Annotated in this window: 15 protein-coding genes and 1 pseudogene; 4 read left to right on the plus strand and 12 right to left on the minus strand. The window is 73.3% G+C overall.

From position 1 onward, the window contains the following. Positions 1-347: pseudogene (locus ACIBQZ_RS38220) on the minus strand (sugar ABC transporter substrate-binding protein); the annotation flags it as partial. Positions 348-786: 439 nt separating this feature from the next. Between ACIBQZ_RS38220 and ACIBQZ_RS38225 the strand changes: the two are divergent. Then, complete coding sequence (locus ACIBQZ_RS38225; RefSeq protein ID WP_396093810.1) at positions 787-1,260, plus strand: nitroreductase/quinone reductase family protein; 474 nt, start codon at positions 787-789, stop codon at positions 1,258-1,260. 184 nt (positions 1,261-1,444) lie between these two features. Here ACIBQZ_RS38225 and ACIBQZ_RS38230 read toward each other — a convergent pair whose 3' ends face one another. Continuing rightward, positions 1,445-1,630: a hypothetical protein gene (locus tag ACIBQZ_RS38230; protein WP_396093811.1), complete on the minus strand. Its 186-nt coding sequence runs from the start codon at positions 1,628-1,630 to the stop codon at positions 1,445-1,447. 108 nt (positions 1,631-1,738) lie between these two features. Next, the gene (locus ACIBQZ_RS38235; protein WP_396093812.1) at positions 1,739-2,920 is read right to left on the minus strand and encodes a sensor histidine kinase; all 1,182 of its coding nucleotides are present in this window, start codon (positions 2,918-2,920) and stop codon (positions 1,739-1,741) included. A gap of 86 nt (positions 2,921-3,006) precedes the next feature. On the opposite strand from ACIBQZ_RS38235, the gene ACIBQZ_RS38240 reads away from it, so the two are divergent. Then, positions 3,007-6,180, plus strand: a complete 3,174-nt coding sequence (locus ACIBQZ_RS38240) for an ATP-binding protein (protein ID WP_396093813.1) — start codon at positions 3,007-3,009, stop codon at positions 6,178-6,180. On the opposite strand, the gene ACIBQZ_RS38245 is transcribed toward ACIBQZ_RS38240, so the two are convergent. The 9 genes from ACIBQZ_RS38245 to ACIBQZ_RS38285 all read right to left on the minus strand — a co-directional run bounded on the left by ACIBQZ_RS38245 (position 6,156) and on the right by ACIBQZ_RS38285 (position 14,914). Further along, complete coding sequence (locus ACIBQZ_RS38245; protein WP_396093814.1) at positions 6,156-6,947, minus strand: ABC transporter permease; 792 nt, start codon at positions 6,945-6,947, stop codon at positions 6,156-6,158. The genes ACIBQZ_RS38240 and ACIBQZ_RS38245 overlap by 25 nt on opposite strands. Continuing rightward, positions 6,944-7,906, minus strand: coding sequence for an ABC transporter ATP-binding protein (locus tag ACIBQZ_RS38250; protein ID WP_396093815.1), 963 nt, complete (start codon positions 7,904-7,906; stop codon positions 6,944-6,946). The genes ACIBQZ_RS38245 and ACIBQZ_RS38250 overlap by 4 nt, the downstream gene beginning before the upstream one ends. Positions 7,907-8,042: 136 nt before the next feature. Then, entirely contained in the window at positions 8,043-8,732 is a 690-nt protein-coding gene (locus ACIBQZ_RS38255) for a carbonic anhydrase (protein WP_396093816.1), read from the minus strand. A 136-nt stretch (positions 8,733-8,868) separates the two neighbouring features. Next, positions 8,869-10,038, minus strand: coding sequence for a glycosyl hydrolase (locus tag ACIBQZ_RS38260; protein WP_396093817.1), 1,170 nt, complete (start codon positions 10,036-10,038; stop codon positions 8,869-8,871). Positions 10,039-10,071: 33 nt separating this feature from the next. Further along, complete coding sequence (locus tag ACIBQZ_RS38265; RefSeq protein WP_396093818.1) at positions 10,072-10,905, minus strand: carbohydrate ABC transporter permease; 834 nt, start codon at positions 10,903-10,905, stop codon at positions 10,072-10,074. Further along, positions 10,902-11,810 carry a carbohydrate ABC transporter permease gene (locus ACIBQZ_RS38270; protein WP_396093819.1) on the minus strand — a complete coding sequence of 303 codons (909 nt, stop codon included), beginning with the start codon at positions 11,808-11,810 and terminating at the stop codon, positions 10,902-10,904. The genes ACIBQZ_RS38265 and ACIBQZ_RS38270 overlap by 4 nt, the downstream gene beginning before the upstream one ends. Beyond that, entirely contained in the window at positions 11,810-13,234 is a 1,425-nt protein-coding gene (gene ngcE / locus ACIBQZ_RS38275; RefSeq protein ID WP_396093820.1) for an N-acetylglucosamine/diacetylchitobiose ABC transporter substrate-binding protein, read from the minus strand. The genes ACIBQZ_RS38270 and ngcE overlap by 1 nt, the downstream gene beginning before the upstream one ends. Before the next feature lie 16 nt (positions 13,235-13,250). Then, complete coding sequence (locus ACIBQZ_RS38280) at positions 13,251-14,000, minus strand: sugar isomerase domain-containing protein (RefSeq protein ID WP_396093821.1); 750 nt, start codon at positions 13,998-14,000, stop codon at positions 13,251-13,253. Next, positions 13,997-14,914 (minus strand): MurR/RpiR family transcriptional regulator, encoded by a 918-nt coding sequence (locus ACIBQZ_RS38285; RefSeq protein ID WP_396093823.1) that lies wholly within the window; start codon positions 14,912-14,914, stop codon positions 13,997-13,999. The genes ACIBQZ_RS38280 and ACIBQZ_RS38285 overlap by 4 nt, the downstream gene beginning before the upstream one ends. Before the next feature lie 96 nt (positions 14,915-15,010). Here ACIBQZ_RS38285 and ACIBQZ_RS38290 point away from each other — a divergent pair, with 96 nt between their 5' ends. Continuing rightward, on the plus strand, positions 15,011-16,027 hold the full coding sequence (locus ACIBQZ_RS38290) for an N-acetylglucosamine kinase (protein WP_396093824.1): 1,017 nt from the start codon (positions 15,011-15,013) through the stop codon (positions 16,025-16,027). 9 nt (positions 16,028-16,036) lie between these two features. After that, complete coding sequence (locus ACIBQZ_RS38295; RefSeq protein WP_396093825.1) at positions 16,037-16,489, plus strand: hypothetical protein; 453 nt, start codon at positions 16,037-16,039, stop codon at positions 16,487-16,489. Positions 16,490-16,497 lie beyond the last annotated feature (8 nt).

The following is a 16,497-nucleotide window of genomic DNA, read 5'->3' on the forward strand; positions in this document are numbered from 1 at the left end:
TCCAGCACCGCCTTACCGGTACCCGAGTCCAGGTTCACGATCATCAGCACCTTCACACCGCTGGAGATCATGCCGTCCGCGATCGTCTGGAACTGCGTCTTGTCACCCTGGGCGTTCTGGATGTCGGCCTGGACACCGGCCGCGTCGAACGCCGCCTTCAGGTACGTGAGGTCGGCCGTGGCCCAACGCGCCGAGCTCTTGGTGTCCGGCAGGATGACACCGACCTTTCCCACCTTCGAGTCGCCGGTGGTGGTGCCGCCGCCGCCTTCGCTGTCGTCGCCACAGGCCGCGACACTGCCGGTGGCCAGCAGGCCGACCGCGGCAAGTGCGAGCATTCCCTTACGCATCCTCGTGTCCTTTCGGGTAATGAGAGCCTTCGATCGATTTCGATGGGTTACCTGACCGGAAGTTTCGCCGCCGGGATCGGTCCATCAGAAGCTTGTTTGTTGTGCTCGGCAACGTTTTCCCATGACGGCCCGTAGCACAAGCGGTGTCGCGGGGCGATCTTGTAACACGGGATAACAATCCGGCAACACGACGGCCGCCCGGCGATTCCGAAGTAGATCAAGAGGAAATTTGTGCCGCTTTGCCCATGAAGCAAGGGCGACTCGATGCATCGTCGGGCGGCCACCACTTGCGAACCCCGAGCAAGGCCCCGCTCCGGTCCTTGACGGTCCGTGACGACATCGGTCGATGTCGTGAGGTAAGGCCGGTCGGCCCTGCCGCCGTCCGGCCGGCGCCCGTACGGTCCAGCGGACGGCGACGTGACGGGGAAGGCAGGGCGAGATGGCGCGGAGTAACCGGTTCCGCCGGTGGCTGTATCCCGAGGGCCGGGCGAACGGCCTGGCGCGGGCGATGAACGGCATTTCCGCCGTGCTGTTCCGGCACGGGATCCTCGCCCCGGACAACTGGGTGACGCTGGAGGTGCCCGGGCGGCGGACCGGCAAGACCGTCGCTTGCCCCTTGGTGATCGCGGACTACCAGGGCGAGCGGTACCTCGTGTCGATGTTCGGCCAGCAGGCCAACTGGGTGGCCAACGTCCGGGCGGCGGGCGGCGCCGCGGTGCTCCGGCACCGGTCGAGGGAGGACGTCCGCCTGGTGGAGGTCGACGAGGGCGAGCGGGCGCCGATCCTCCGCAGGTACCTCGAGCTGGCGCAGGGCGCCCGGCCGCACATTCCCGTCGACCGGCGGGCGCCGCTGCCGGAGTTCGCCCGGGTGGCCGCCCGCTACCCCGTCTTCCGGGTGACCGCGGCGGGCTGACCGGTCCGCAATCCGCACGCCTGCGCGAGCCGGGCTCAGGCCCAGGCCCACAGAACTGATCGTCGCGGCCACCCGGCCCTGCATCCCGTCCGGGTGACTGCCTGTCGGATCACCGTCACCGTGACGTTCACCCGCTGACCGAAAGTTCCGGGGATCACGTTGATCGCGACGAGCGCCGGGAGCGTCACCGCCGGCGGCCGTGCAGCGCCGGCGCGAGCAGGAACACGCCGTCCCCGACCGCCGCCGCGGCCACCAGCACCGCGCCGTGGCCGTACCGGGCGGGTGTTCGCCCGGCCCAGCTGATCGCGGCGGAGCAAGCCGGACCGCGACCGGCGCCATCACCGTACGGGTCCGCCGCCGGTCCACCCACGCGCCGGCCAGCAGCCGGATCGGCGCCTGCCCGGCCGCCCGCAGGGCGCCGACCTGCGGCGTCAGCGCGTACGGGATCTGCCGGGCATTCCTCAGCTCCTCGGTGGGGTCACTCCCGGTCCGGCCCCAGCCGGTCGGGCGCCGGCCAGGTGACCACCATGCGCGCGCCGCTGCCGGTGTCCTCGTGGTGCGCCTCGCCGCCGTGGGCCTGGGCGAGCTGGCCGACGATCCAGAGCCCGAGCCCGACGCTGCCGGGATTGTCGCTGCCGAACCGGGTGAACAGCCGGGGCCGCACCGCCTCCGGCACGCCGGGACCATGGTCGCGGACCTCCAGCCGGGCGATGCCGCCCTCGGCCGTCACCCGGACCAGCACCGGCGGCCCGCCGTGCCGCAGCCCGTTGCCGACCAGGTTGACCACGATCTGCTCGAACCGGTCCCGGTCCATGGTCAGCGTCAGCGCGGGGTCGATCTCGATGACCACGTCGTCCGCCCGGAGGTGCGCGACGGCCCGGGACACGACCTCGCGGACCGGCCAGGGCCGCAGGTCCAGCCGCAGCTTGCCCTGGGTGTCGATCCGGTCGAGGTCGAGCAGGCCCGACGTGAGATTGTCGATCCGGGCCACCTGCCGCAGCGCCTTCTCGATGAACTCGCCGGCGTGCGCACCCGGGTCGTCCCGCAGATCCTCGAGCACCATCTGCACGATGCTCAGCGGCGACCGCAGGTCGTGGGCGAGGGCGGCCACCAGCGCGGCCCGCCAGCGTTCGATCTCGGCGATCCGGGCGCTGTCCTCACGCAGGTTCCGCGCCTGGGCCTCGATGAGCAGGGCGACGCCGAGGGCGACGGGCAACAGCACAACCGACGAGCCGAGCACGGCCGCCGGCTGGTCGGTGAGGATCAACGGGAGCAGGTACGCCAGCAGCGCGGGCGGCACCAGCGCCAGCAGCACCCGCCGGGAGTAGTGCAGGGCCGCCCACGCGAAGATGAGCACGAGGAACGGGCCGGTGCCCGTGGCCACCCCACCGAAGGCCCAGGTGGAGAAGCCGAGCACGGCGAACGCGGGCAGCGCGAGGAGCACGGGGGCCAGCGGCGGCCGCTCGGCCCACCGGAACACGGTGACGAACACCGCCAGGCCGAGATCGGCAGCCGCGATGATCAGCAGATCGCCGGCCCGCCGGGTGTCGTTGGTGATGCCGACCAGCGCGAGCACACCGGCGAGCGCGAACAACGCCGCCACCTGCCGCGCAGCGACCTGCGTGCCGGCGCCGACCAGGTGCGGGGCGGCGACTCTCAAGATACCGACATTCTAGGATAATTAATGCGCCATCGACGGTGCTTGGCCGGATCGCCGGACCGCCGGGGATCGATACCCTTGGTGCCGTGGCCCCCGACCTCGTCCTGCTCCCCCGGGTGTCCTTCCGGGGCCGGGAGATCGCGGGCCCGCGGCTGCGCGGCCTCGTCGCCCTGCTCGCCGGCGACCTGCGCACCGGCTGCGGCACCGGCCGGCTGGTCGAGGGGCTGTGGCCCGACGCCCGGCCGGAGCACCCGGCCAAGGCCCTGCAGATCCTGGTCTCCCGGGCGCGGTCCCAGCTCGGCGCCGACGTCATCGTCCGCACCACGACCGGCTACCGGCTGGCGCTCGCCGAGGACCGGGTCGACAGCTCGGCGGTGCTGATCCGGGCCGCGGCGGCCGCCCGGTGCGCGCGGGCCGGTGACCCCGGCGACGCGCTCGCGCATGCCGAGGCCGGTCTCGCCCTGTGGGAGGGTGCCGGCCCCGGCCCGGACGGCGACGCCGGCGACCCCGTCACCGCGCTGCGGGCGGAGCGGCGGGCCACCCACCGCGCGCTGGTCCGGGCCCGGGCGCTCGCGCTCGCCCGGCTCGGCCGCCCGGCCGAGGCGGTGGACCCGCTGGCCGAGCTGGCCGGCGAGCGCCCGCGCGACGAGGAGGTGCTGCTGGAGCTGCTGCGGTGCGAGGCGGCGACCGCCGGCCCGGCCGCCGCGCTGGCCCGGTACGACGGCTACCGGCGGGTGCTGCGCGACGAGCTGGGCACCGATCCCGGCGCGGCGCTGCGGGCCGAACACCGGCGGCTGTTGCACGGCGCGCTGCCCACGGTCCGGCACGGCGTCGGATACGAGCCGAACCCGCTGCTCGGGCGGGACGACGACGTGGCCGCCGTGGAGGCGTTGCTGCGGACCTCCCGGGTGACCTCGATCGTCGGCCCGGGCGGCCTCGGCAAGACCCGGCTGGCCACCGTCGTCGCCCGCCGTGCCGAGGTGCCCACGGTCACCGTCGTGCCGCTGGCCGGGATCGGCGCGGGCGACGACGTGGCCCGCGAGGTGGCGGCGGCCCTCGGCGCGGCCGGGCACCGGTCCCCCGGCCGGCAGCCGGCGAGCCCGGAGGACGTCGCCGCGGCGCTGGCCGGCGGTCCGTCCCTGCTGGTGCTGGACAACTGCGAGCACCTCGTCGACGCCGTCGCCGACCTGGTCGGCACCCTGGTGGCGCGCACCGCCGAGCTGCGGATCCTGACCACCGGCCGGACCCCGCTGGGCCTGACCTCGGAGGCGGTCCACCAGTTGCCGGAGCTGAGCCTGCCGGCCAGCGTCGAGCTGTTCGGGCAGCGGGCGCGGGCGGCCCGGCCCGGCGTCGAGCTGCCCGCCGCGGCCGTGACCGACCTGTGCCGCCGGCTCGACGGGCTGCCGCTGGCGGTCGAGCTGGCCGCCGCCCGGGTCCGCACCATGTCGGTGCCGGAGCTCGCCCGGCGGCTCGACGACCGGTTCGGCCTGCTCCGCGGCGCCGCCCGGGACCTGCCGTCGCGCCACCACACGCTGCACGCGGTCGTCGACTGGAGCTGGAACCTGCTGGCGCCGGAGGGCCGGCGGGCGATGCGCGCGCTCTCGGTCTTCGCTGACGGGTTCACCGCGGCGGCCGCGGGCCAGTTGCTCGGGACGGACCCGCTCCCGGTGCTCGAGCACCTGGCCGACCACTCGCTGCTCAAGGTGGAGGACACCCCGGCGGGCACCCGGCTGCGGATGCTCGAGACGGTCCGCGAGTTCAGCGCCGAGCGGCGGGCCGCGGCGGGCGAGTCCGACGAGGTGACGACGGCCTTCCTGGGGTGGGCGCGGGTGTTCGGCCTGACCCACCACGCGGGACTGCTCGGCGCCGAGCCGTACGGGACGGCCGCCGCGGTCCGGGCGGAGCAGGAGAACCTGCGCCAGGCGCTGCAGCCGGCGCTGGACCGCGACGACCGGCCCGCCGTCGCGGCGATCGTCGCGGTCCTCGGTGGCCTGTGGACCCTCACGGGCCGCTATCCGAGCCTCACCGCGCTGGTCCGGCAGACCTCCTGGCCGCTGTCGCACTACCGGCCCGAGCCCGCCTTCGTCGAGCTGACCCGGACCGCGCTGACCATGGCCGTGATGCACACGTTCGGCCAGGAGGGTCCGCGGCCGGAGCGCACGGTCGTGGCGCTGCGCCGGCTCGGCCCGGCGCCGCCGGACACCGCCGTCCGGGCGATCGGCCGGGTGGTGGCCGCGATCGGCGACCCGGCGGAGCTGCGCCGGCTGTGCGACAGCACCGAGCCGCTGCTGGCCGGGGCCGCGAACGCGCTGGCCGGCTACCACTGGGAGACCGCCGGCGACGTCGACGCGGCGTTGCGGGCGGCCCGGCGGGCGCTGGTGGTCCTCACCGGCCACGACCTGCCGTGGCTGCGCGCGATCACCCACAACCGGGTGGCCGAGCTCTGCCTGCACCGGGAACGGGGTGCCGAGGCCCGGGACCATCTGCTGGCGGCACTGCCGGTGCTCGAGCGGCTCGGCGCCCGGGCGGACGCGGCCGGTACCCGGGCCTGGCTGGTGCTGGCCAACCTGCAGCTCGGCGACACCGGCGAGGCGCAGCGGTGGCTGGACGGCCTGGCCCTGCACGCCCTCGACGAGGAGGAACCGCGGTCGGCCGGCTACGACCTCGGCATCCGGGCCGAGGTGCTGCTCGCCCGCGGCGAGGTGGAGGCCGGCCTGCGGCAGTGGCGCCGGGTCGTCGACCTGCTCCGCGACGCCGGTTCCGGCCTGGACCCGTGGGTGGTGGCGGAAGCGCGGTCGGTGGCCGTGGTCGCGCACGCCCGGCACGACCGCCTCCACCCGGTCGCCGACGTTGCCGACGCGCTGCGCGGCTCCCTGGCGCACCTGCTACGGCATCCGCTGGTCGACCCGCCGCCGTACCTGATCGAGCAGCCGGTCTGCGGCACCCTGCTGCTGGCCGTCGCCGCCGCGGACCTTGCCCGCGCCCGCCGGGCCGGCGACCCGGCCCTCGCCCGGTCGGCGGTCCGCATGATCGCGCTGGCCGAGCGGTTCCGGTTCCTGCGGTCCTTCCAGCCGACCATGTCCGCGGCGGCGGCCCGGGCGGACGCGGAACAGGCCGACCGGACCGCGTACGGCGAGGCGGTCGCGGCCTACGCCCGCCTGGACCCGGCCGGGTGCCGCGCGGCGGCGCTGGCCCTGCTGCGCGAGCGCCCCACCGGCGTCCGGACGGCCGCCGATCAGCGGGAGCGGTCCCGGTTGTAGAGCCGCCGCGCCCACAGGTACCCGGCCGCCGCGAGCACGGCGCACCAGCCCAGCGCCAGGACGGCGCTGTCGCCGACCGGCGAGCCCAGCAGCAGCCCGCGCAGCGTCTCCATGATCGGCGTGAACGGCTGGTACTCGGCGAACCAGCGCAGCCCGGCCGGCAGCGAATCGGTGGGCACGAAGCCGCTGCCGAAGAACGGCAGCAGCATCAGCAGCGTGGGCAGGTTGCTCGCGGTCTCCACGGACCGGGCCGCCAGCCCCATCGCGACAGCCAGCCAGACCAGGGCGAACGTCGCCGCGGCCAGCAGACCGGCGACGGCCAGCCACTCCAGCGCCGTCGCATCGGGCCGGAAGCCGACGAGCAGGGCCACGCCGACCACCACGACGAGCTGGCCCAGCACCTGGAACACGCTGCCCAGCACGTGTCCGGTCAGGACCGACACCCGGGCGATCGCCATGGTCCGGAACCGGGCGATGATGCCCTCGGTCATGTCCAGCGCCACCGCGATCGCCGTGCCCTGGACGGCGCCGGCGACGGTGACCAGCAGGATGCCGGGCGTCACGTAGTTGACGTACACGCCGCGGCCGCCCGACCCGCCGCCCAGGCCGTCACCGAGCGTGTCGCCCAGCACGTAGACGAAGAGCAGCAGAAGAACGATCGGCACGCCGAGCAGCAGCACGATCGTGGACAGGTTGCGCAGCATGTGCCGCAACTGACGGCGCAGCATCGTGGCCGAGTCGCGCAGGGCCAGGGCCATCGTCGTCATCGGGCGCTCACCTGCTCCGCGGCGGGCCGGCCGGTGACCGCGAAGAACACGTCGTCGAGGTCCGGGGTGCGGACCGCCAGCCCGTCCACCGCCACCGCGGCGGCGTCGAGGCGGTCGAGCAGCAACCTGAGCGCGGGCACTCCGCCGTCGCCGGGCACCCGCAGCACCAGGGACTCCCCGGCCGGGTCCGGCGCGACGCCCAGCACCGCGGCGGCCGCGGCCAGCGCCCGGCCGTCGGCGAACCGCAGCTCGACGTGCCCGCCCGGCACCCGCCGCTTGAGCTCGGCCGGGGTGCCCTCGGCCACCAGCCGGCCGCGGTCCAGCAGGGCGATCCGATCGGCGAGCCGGTCCGCCTCCTCCAGGTACTGGGTGGTGAGGAAGACCGTGACGCCCCGGCCGGCCAGGTCCCGGACGATCTGCCACATGTCGCGGCGGCTGCGCGGGTCCAGTCCGGTGGTCGGCTCGTCCAGGAAGATCACCCGGGGATCGCCGATCAGGCCCATGGCCAGGTCGAGCCGGCGCCGCATGCCGCCCGAGTACGTCGCGGAGCCCTGCCGCGCGGCACCGCCGAGGCCGAACCGGTCGAGCAGATCCGCCGTGCGACGCCGGCCCTCGGCCCGGTCCAGGTGGTGCAGGTCGGCCATGAGCAGCAGGTTCTCCTCGCCGGTGAGGAACCTGTCCACCGCGGAGAACTGGCCGGTGACGCCGATCGCGGCCCGGACCCGGTCGGCGGCCCGGACCACGTCGTGCCCGCAGACCCGCGCCTCCCCCGCGTCGGCCCGGATGAGCGTGGACAGGATCTGGACCATGGTGGTCTTGCCGGCCCCGTTGGGGCCGAGCAACGCGAAGACAGTGCCCTCGGGCACACGCAGGGTGATGCCGTCGAGCACCACGGTGCTGCCGTAGGACCGGCGCAGGCCGGTCACGGCGATGGCCGGTGGGTTCAAGGTGGTGGTCATGCGGCGACGGTGCCGCGGCGCCGGATCACCGCGGTTTCACCGCGGTTTCGCGGCGCCCGGCAGACCGCGTAGCGGGTCCGGAGCACCTCGGCGATGTCGGCGCGGGCCGCGATCCGGGCGACCGCTGCCGGGCCGGCTACCGCACGAGCGTGACCCGGCCGTTTTCCAGGTCGTACCGGGCGCCGACGATCCGCAGCTCCCGCGCCGCCACCTTCTCGGCGATCAGCTCGCTGCGGGCGGTGAGCTGCGCCGCCTGCGCGTGGATGTTCGCCCGGACCGCGTTGTCGACTGGGTCGCCGGGCAGGTCCAGCACCGGTTCGACGATCGGGCGGAGCGCTTCCACGATTGTTCCGATGTGGCCCGGCGCCGCGCCGCCGGTCTCGATCGCCTCGATCGTCGCGGAGATGGCGCCGCAGCGCTCGTGGCCGAGGACCACGATCAGCGGGCTGCCGAACTTCTCGACCGCGAACTCGATGCTGCCCAGCATCAGGTCATCGACGACGGCGCCGGCCACCCGGTTGTCGAAGAGGTCGCCGAGGCCCTGGTCGAACAGCAGTTCCGGGGGCACCCGGGAGTCGGCGCAGCCGACCGTGATCGCGAAGGGGTGCTGCCCGGCGGCCAGCTCGTGCAGGTCCGTCAGTGACTGGTGCGGGTGCCGGGCGTGGCCGGCGAGGAAGCGGTGGTTCCCGGCGAGCAGCCGCGCGAGCGCCGCCGCCGGGCCGCCGACCGGCGCGGCGGCGGCCGGGGCGAGGACGGCCGCGGCGGCGGCCAGCAGGCCCACGCCGCCGGACGGCAGGGCGTGTCGGGTGAGATCGGATCGCGGCACCAGGTTCTCCTTCGCGGAGGTGCGGGCGGTGATGCGATTGATCTCTCTACCAGAAATGCGCCGTGGACACCGCCGGATGTGACACGGATCGGCTCCCCCGCACCGTTGCGGGAGAGCCGGTCCGCGACCCGGGCGGTCAGCAGCGGCCGAGGTCCTCCCACTGCTGGGTCCAGCCCGGTTCCGAGCCCTGCGTCCAGTACCGAGCCCGCCACAGGTGCTTGCCCTCACCCGACGCCGGCCCGTTCGGGTCGCCGTACTTGCTCTTCTCGTGCTTGACCGTCCGGCCTCCGGTGTAGACCGTGCCGAAGGACCATTCCGGCGCCGTTGAGCAAGTGCCGGTCGGGGGCGTCGTGGGGGGTGTGGTGGGGGGCGTCGTAGGGGGTGTGGTCGGCGGGGTCGTGCAGCCGCCGGTCGCGTCGACGGTGTCCGCGAACGTGCTGCCCGCCGACCGGTACGCCGCCGTCCGGCTGCCCACCTGCGCCGGGGTCAGCGCCTGGTTCCTGGCGAACAGCACCCAGTCGACCTGCTGGACGTACGTGCTCAGCCCGCCGGAGTGCGCCGCCGTGTCGATGAACCAGAGGTTCCAGTTGATCGTCATCGTCTGCCGGGGATAGAACTTGCCCGAGTGGTCACCGACCAGCGCGCCGTCGATGTAGTACTTCACGTGCCCGCCGGACACCGTGGCCACCAGGTCGTGCCAGCCGGCCAGGCTGCTGCGCTGCTCGGAGTGCACGTTGTCGGCGAACCACGGCTCGTTGCGGTAGGTGTACCAGGTCGTCTGGTAGTTGATCGGCCCGGTCTCGCCCCAGCCGCCGTTCGGCAGGTATTCGGAGATGTCCAGCTCGCTGTACGTCGGGTCGAGGTCGCCGTTGAGCGGGCTGATCGTGAAGAACGTCTCGTTGATGTGGTCGCCGTCCGCGCCGCTGACCGGGGTGTCGGTGAAGCGCACCCGGCTCGCGTACGTGCCTTCCAGGTAGCGCTTCTGGGTGCTGTACAGCTCGGCGTGGTTGGTGCCGGCGCCGGTGCCGTCGGTGGAGGCGGTCAGCTGCATGACCTTCTGGCCGTCGGCGGTGGGGAACGTGATGCTGTTCGGCGACCAGGTGGCACCGGGCACGCCCGGCCCGCCCGGGTAGCTGCGCGGCGTCCAGCCGTGCGCGGACAGCGAGCTGTCGCCGGCGGAAGTGTAGGAGAAGTCGTCGAAGAGATAGCCGCAGTCGGCGGCGGAAGCGCTGGGCGCATTGACAAAAACCGCCAATGAGCTCAGCAGCGTCACCGCACCCAGCAGCCCCAGGGGCTTCTTGGACATGGGGGTCCTCCGGAATGGGGGGAGAAAGGGGACCTACTTGACCGCGCCGGCGGTCATACCGGCGCGGATGTGGCGTTGAAACGCGACGTAGGCGATCAGCACCGGCAGCATGGCGATGGTCAGGCCGGCGAACAGACCGCTCCAGTCACTGCGGTAGCCCTGGCTGACCGACAGGGCGGCCAGACCCTGCGCCAGGACGTACCGGTCCGGGTCGGGATTGAGAACCAGCGGGAGCAGGTACTGGTTCCAGAGCCCGAGGAAATTGAAGATGCCGACGGCGACCAGGCCCGGGCGGGCCATCGGCAGCATCACGCGGAAGAACACCGCGCCGTGCGAGCAGCCGTCGATGAACGCCGCCTCGGCCACCTCGGTGGGCAGCGTGCGGAAGAACGCATGCAGGAAAAAGACCGTGAAGGGCACGGCGTAGGCCGCATAGACCAGAATCAGACCCTGGTACGTGCCCAGCAGGCCGAGCTGCTGCACCACGAAGAACAGCGGCACCAGGGCCAGGAAGACCGGGAAGAACATCGCGGCGACAAACGTGTAGTAGAGGAGCCGGTTGCCACGGAACTCATAGCGCGCCAGCGCATAGGCGACCAGCGAGCCGAGCAGCATGGTCAGCAGCAGAGCGCCGCCGACCACCAGCACACTGTTGAGGAAATAGCGGCCGATGCTCGCCTCGGTCCAGGCCCGCACCCAATTCCCGGCCTGCGGCGAGGCCGGCAGCGACCACGGGTCGTTGAGGATCTCGTCGTCCGTCTTGAACGAGCTCACCACGGCCCAGACCAGCGGCAACGCGGTGATCACGGCCCACGCCAGCATCGCCAGGTGCACCGGGAGGACCGCGTAGGAACGCCGCGGAGTCATGCCAGCTCCAGCTTTTCCCGGCGGCCCGCCCGCAACGCCAGCACGGCCAGCGTCAGCGTGGCGAAGAACAGGGCGACACCCATCGCCGCGGCGTAACCGAACTTCCCGTACTGGAAAGCGTTGCGGTAGAGCGAAAGGCCGATCACCTCGGTCGCGCCGTCCGGCCCGCCCGGGCCGACCGTCATCACCTGCACGACCGCGAACCCGTCCAGCGCGGCGATGCCCAGATAGACGAAAGCCACCTGCACCGAGTCACGCACCAGCGGCAGCGTCACCCGCCGGAACGTCGCCCAGTTCCCCGCGCCGTCCAGCAGCGCCGCCTCGAACAGTTCCCGCGGAATGCTGTCGATCGCCGCGCTGAACAGCACCACGTAGAAACCCACCGACGACCAGATCAGCACCGCCATCACCGCGATGAGCGCCAGCGACGGCGCGGCCAGCCAGCTCCGGGTCAGACCGTCCAGGCCGAGAGCCCGCAATGTGCCGTTCAGCAGGCCGGTGTTCGGGTTGTAGACGAAACCCCAGAGCACCGCGATGACGACCAGCGACAACAACTGCGGAAAGAAATAGACGATCTGGTACACGCCCGAGCCCGCGATCCCCCGCCGTCCGCCACGGCCGCCGAGGTGCATCATGCTCGCCAGGAACAGCCCGATCCCGATCGTCACCAGCGGCACCACGACGAGCATCACCGCGTTGTTGCGCACCGCGTCGAGAAACAGCGAGTCGCCGCCGAGGCGGGCGAAATTGCCCGCCCCGACGAAGTGCGCCGCGCCGGCCACGCCGGTCCAGTCGGTCAGCGACAGATAAAAGGCCTGCGCGTACGGCGACAGCACAAAAACCGCGTGCAGCACCAGCGCGGGCACCAGCGCGCCGGCCAGGAACCGCCACCGACCGTGTCTCATCAGCGGGTGTACTTCTGCACCGACGAGTCCTTGGCGACGCCGTCCGCCGCCTTCTGGATCCGCGCCGACCACTGCGCCGCGGTGATGCGCCGGGTGACCAGTTCACCCGTGGCGTCGTCGACCGCCTTGGCCAGCGGCGCGTACCACGTACGGAACCAGTAGGTGAAGGTCTCCGGTCCCGCCGCCGCGACCGCGTCGCGGACCGAGCCCAGCCCGCTGCTCAGCGTCATTCCCTCGGTGGCGCCGGCCACCGCGGGCAGCGTGCCCGCCGACTCGGCGAAGGCCTTCGCCGACTGCTGGGAGAAGAGCATCCGCAGGTATTCCATGCCGCCCGCGGGGTTCTTCGCCTTGGCGGGCACCAGGAACGACTCGCTGCTGGCCGCCTGCACCGCGGTCTGCTTGAGCGCGTCCGACGTGGTGCGGGACGGCACCGGGGCCATCACCATCTCGAAACCCGGCGGCGTGACGCCCTTCTGTTCGCTCTCCAGCCACGAGCCGCACGGGATGATCGCCGCCTTGCCCTGCGACCACGCCGCCTGCGCCTCGGTGTGCGACAGCGCCTCGGAGCCGGGCAGCAGGTAGCCCTTGCCGGCCAGCTCGGCGAACGCCTCGGCCGCGGCGAGCAGCCCGGGCGCCTGCCACGCGTTCGGCTCGAGGTTGTCGACGGCCTTGACCAGGGCGAGCCCGCCGGTCTTCGCGGCCATGCCGAGCAGCGGATCGTTGAGGTACTCCGGGTACTTGCCCTGGTAGGTCCAGGGCGCGAGGCCCGCCGCCTTGATGGTCGCGCAGAGCGTGAGCATCTCGTCCCAGGTCTTCGGGAAGGTCCAGCCCTTCGCGGCGAACAGCGGCTTGGAGTACCAGAGACCCCAGACCGTGTACGTGAAGTTGAGCGTCTGCGGCACCCGGTCGAACGTGCCGTCGTCGACCACCCCGGGCAGCAGCGTGTCCCGCACGGTCTTGCCCGGCACGTCGAAGGCCGGCGCGTCCAGCAGCTGGCTCAGGTCGCTGACCTGCTTGGCCGCGACCAGGGTGGCGATGTCGAGACGGCTGGCGCCGGTGTTGTCCACGACGTCGGGCGGGGTGTTGGCGACGAACCGGGGCTGCAGCGCCTCCCCGATCTTCTGCAGGCCCTGGTGGTCGATCGTGGCGGCCGGGTACTTCTGCGTGTAGAGGCGCTCGGCGCGCTTGGCGTACTCGTCGCCGTACCCCCCTTTGAAGATCACGACCTCGAGCGGGGCGTCCGCCTTGACCCCCAGGGGGTTGTCGGCGCTCTTGGCGCCGGCGTTGCCGGCCGCCGGGTCGGTGCTGTCGTCACCGCCGGTGACGCAGGCGCTCAGCAACGGTACGGCGACACCGGCGCTGACCGCCGTGCGCAGCAGCGTGCGTCTCGTGGGGTACGGTCCTGAACGGGATGAACGGTTCATCAGCTGGGCCTTCTTCCTAAGCGGTACGCCGGATGCGCCCGGCGTACCGCGCCTCGAGTGTCTTGTTGTGCTCACGCCCGCCCGGCACGTTGTCGGACAGGTAGACCGGCGGCGTCACGCCCAGCGCCAGCAGCCGGGCCACCACCTCGGTGACGATCTGCTGGGCCAGCAACGCCGCGGTGATCGAGGAGACCGCCCCCACCGCGCCGGCGCCGTAGTCGAGGGCCGCGTCGCCGTAGGGCGCGCCGTTGTCGAGCACGACGTCGGCGAGGTCGGCCAGCTTGCGCCCGCCGGCGTGCCGCGGCGCCACCCGGGCCGAGTGGGCCAGCGAGGTGATCGCGATCAGGGCGTGGCCGCGCTGCTTGACCAGCTGCGCCAGCTCCACCACCGCGCCGTTGACGCCGGAGTTGGAGGCGATCACAAACGCGTCGTCGGGCTTGATCGGGGCCAGCTCGTAGAGCCGGTGCGCGACCTCGGGGGTGCGTTCCAGCTGCGGGTCGCTGAGCAGGCTGGCCGGCTCGCCGCCGTACAGGACCAGGTCACGCAGCGCGATCCGGTTGGTCGGCACCAGGCCGCCGGCCCGCCCGGCGATCTCCATGGCCAGCGCCTCGGAGTGGCCGCAGCCGAACGCCTGGATCACGCCGCCCGCCTGCAGCGTGCTGGTCAGCAGGTCGGCGGCCCGCGCCACGCCGGCGCCCTGCGTGCTGCTGACGTGCGCGACGGTCTGCTGGATGACCTCGGCGTAGCGGGCGCTCGTGATGCTCACAGCGGCTTGTCCCTCCGGGTGCGCTTGCGGTTGGCGTGGGTGTCCGGCACGCGGTGCGCGTCGACGGCCCGCACGGTCAGCTCCAGGGCCTCGGCGGTCCGCTCGTAGGTGCGCTGCGCGACGGCGACGTAGATCAGGTCGAGGATCAGCAGCTGCGAGTGCAGCGCGGACAGGGCGGCGAGCCGGAACGTGGTCTCGTGCACCGAGGTGGTGAAGACGACGTCGGCGACCTCGGCGAGCGGCGAACGCCCGAACGAGGTGACGGCCACGGTCAGCGCGCCGTGGTCGGCGGCCTCGGCGAGCATCTCGATCGCCTCGCGGGTGCGGCCCGAGTGCGACAGGCTGATCGCCACGTCACCCGGGCCGAGCAGCGCGGCGTTGGTCAGGGCGGTGTGCGTGTCGGCGCGGTACCGCACCGGCACCCGGATGCGCTCCAGGCGGAAGGCCATCTCGCTGCCCGCCGTGCCGCTGCTGCCCAGCCCGAAGATCTCCACCCGGCCGGCGGTGGCGATGGCGGCGGCGACCCGTTCGACCGCGTCGGTGTCCAGTCCGGACGCGGTGGCCTGGATGGCCCGGGTGTCGGCCGCGGTGATGATGTCCAGCACCTTGTCGGTCTGGTCCGCGGGGCTGATGTCGCCGCTGATGTCGGTCTCCCAGCGCGCCTGCTCGGCCCGGCCGGTCTCGGTGGCGATCGCGACCCGCAGGTTCGCGTACCCCTTGAAACCGAGCGCCCGGCTGAACCGGGTGACCGTCGCGGTCGACGTGCCGGACTGTTCCGCCAGATCGACGATGCTGGCGTGCGCGGCCGTCTCCGGGTCGCCGAGAATGGTCTCGGCGATCCGCGCCAGCGCCTCCGGCATGGTCGGTCCCTCGATGCGCAGCCGCACCAGCAGCCCGCCGCTCTCACCCGTCACCAGTGGTCGTCCTTTTCATCGATGAGCTATGCCGATGAAAATTACGACCGTGACGACGTCTAGTCAATGAAAATTTTCTATGTTTCGATCAGCCGCATGAAACTGGTGCTCGGCATCGACGCGGGCGGCACGGCCTCCCGATCGGTAGTGACCACTGTGGACGGCCGGGTGGTCGGCCGCGGCGCGGCCGGGCCGGGAAACCCGACCAGCGCGGGCCCGGCGGCCGCCCACGCCATCGGTACGGCGGTCCGCCGAGCCCTCGGTCCGCACGACCCGGCCGACGTGACCGCCGGGGTCGCCGGGCTGGCGGGCGCCGCGGTGCTGGCGGAGCCGGCGCTGGCGGCGGCGTTCACGGCACAGTGGCGGGAGCTGGGCCTGGTCTGTCCGATCACGATCGTGGGCGACGCGGTGACGGCGTTCGCGGCTGGCACCGCGGCGCCGTCCGGGTCGGTGCTCATCGCGGGGACCGGCGCGGTCGCCGCGCGGATCGACGACTGGACCGTAGCGGGAACGGCGGACGGGCTCGGCTGGCTGCTGGGCGACGAGGGCTCGGGGTTGTGGCTCGGCCTGCGGGCGGTCCGGGCCGTCGCCCGCTCCTGGCCACCAGAACCCGGTGACGGTCTCGGCGCCCGGATCGCCGCGGCTGCCGGGGTGGGTTCGTGCGATGAACTGGTGCGCTGGGCGGCGAGCCGGCGACCGGCGGAGTTCGCGACGCTGGCGCCGCTGGTGTGCGCCGCGGCGGCGGCCGGTGACGAGCTTGCGGCGCGGCTGACCGGCGAGGCCGGGGAGCGGCTGGTGGCGACCTTGGGTGAGGTGCGGGCGGTGGACGGGCCGGTGGTGCTGTCCGGAGGGCTGCTGACCAGGGATACGCCGGTGCGGTCGGCGGTGCTGGCCCGGCTGCCGGATGCGGTGGTGGCCGGCGGCGATCCGGCGGTGGCGGCTGCTTGGCTGGCTCTGCGGCGGGTGGGTGGGGCCGGGGGTGGGCTGCACGCCCGCATGGTCGGAGCCGGCGCCGGGGTCTCCGGTCCGGTCGGGGCGCGCCTGCCGCAGGGTTTCGGATCCGGCAATCGGGTCCCCCGTCCGGTCGACTCGGCCGGGCCGCTACCGCCGTAGTGTTCAGGGATGGCAGCCCGCGACGGCAGCGACGAGCAGCACGCCCGCACCGATCAGCAGCAGATCGACGACGAGGTGCAGGAGTCGGAGACCAGGCGGCAGGCGGCGGCCCGGGACGCGCCGCCCGCCGAGCGGCACGGCCCGGACACCGGCCAGGACACCAGCGAGCGGGAAGCTGCTCGGGGCAGGCGGGCCGATGAGCGGGAGAAGCGCCTCGACCTGCGAGAGCAGCGCCTCGACGACCGGCAGACCGGGCTGACCGCGGACCGTGACCGGCTCCGGGCCCAGCAGAGCTGGGAGGACACCCGCGACGAGCTGGCCGACGCCCGCGAGATCGACCTCGAGATCCGGCGGAGCGCGCTGGACCAACGCCAGATCGCGATCGAGCGCGACAGGCTGTCCACCCGGCCGGATCAGCCGGAGCCGGAGCGCGACCCCCGCGGGGAGCCGGGCGAGCCGTGACCGGCCGC

The sequence above is a fragment of the Actinoplanes sp. NPDC049599 genome, from assembly GCF_044465625.1.
GTDB lineage: Bacteria > Actinomycetota > Actinomycetes > Mycobacteriales > Micromonosporaceae > Actinoplanes.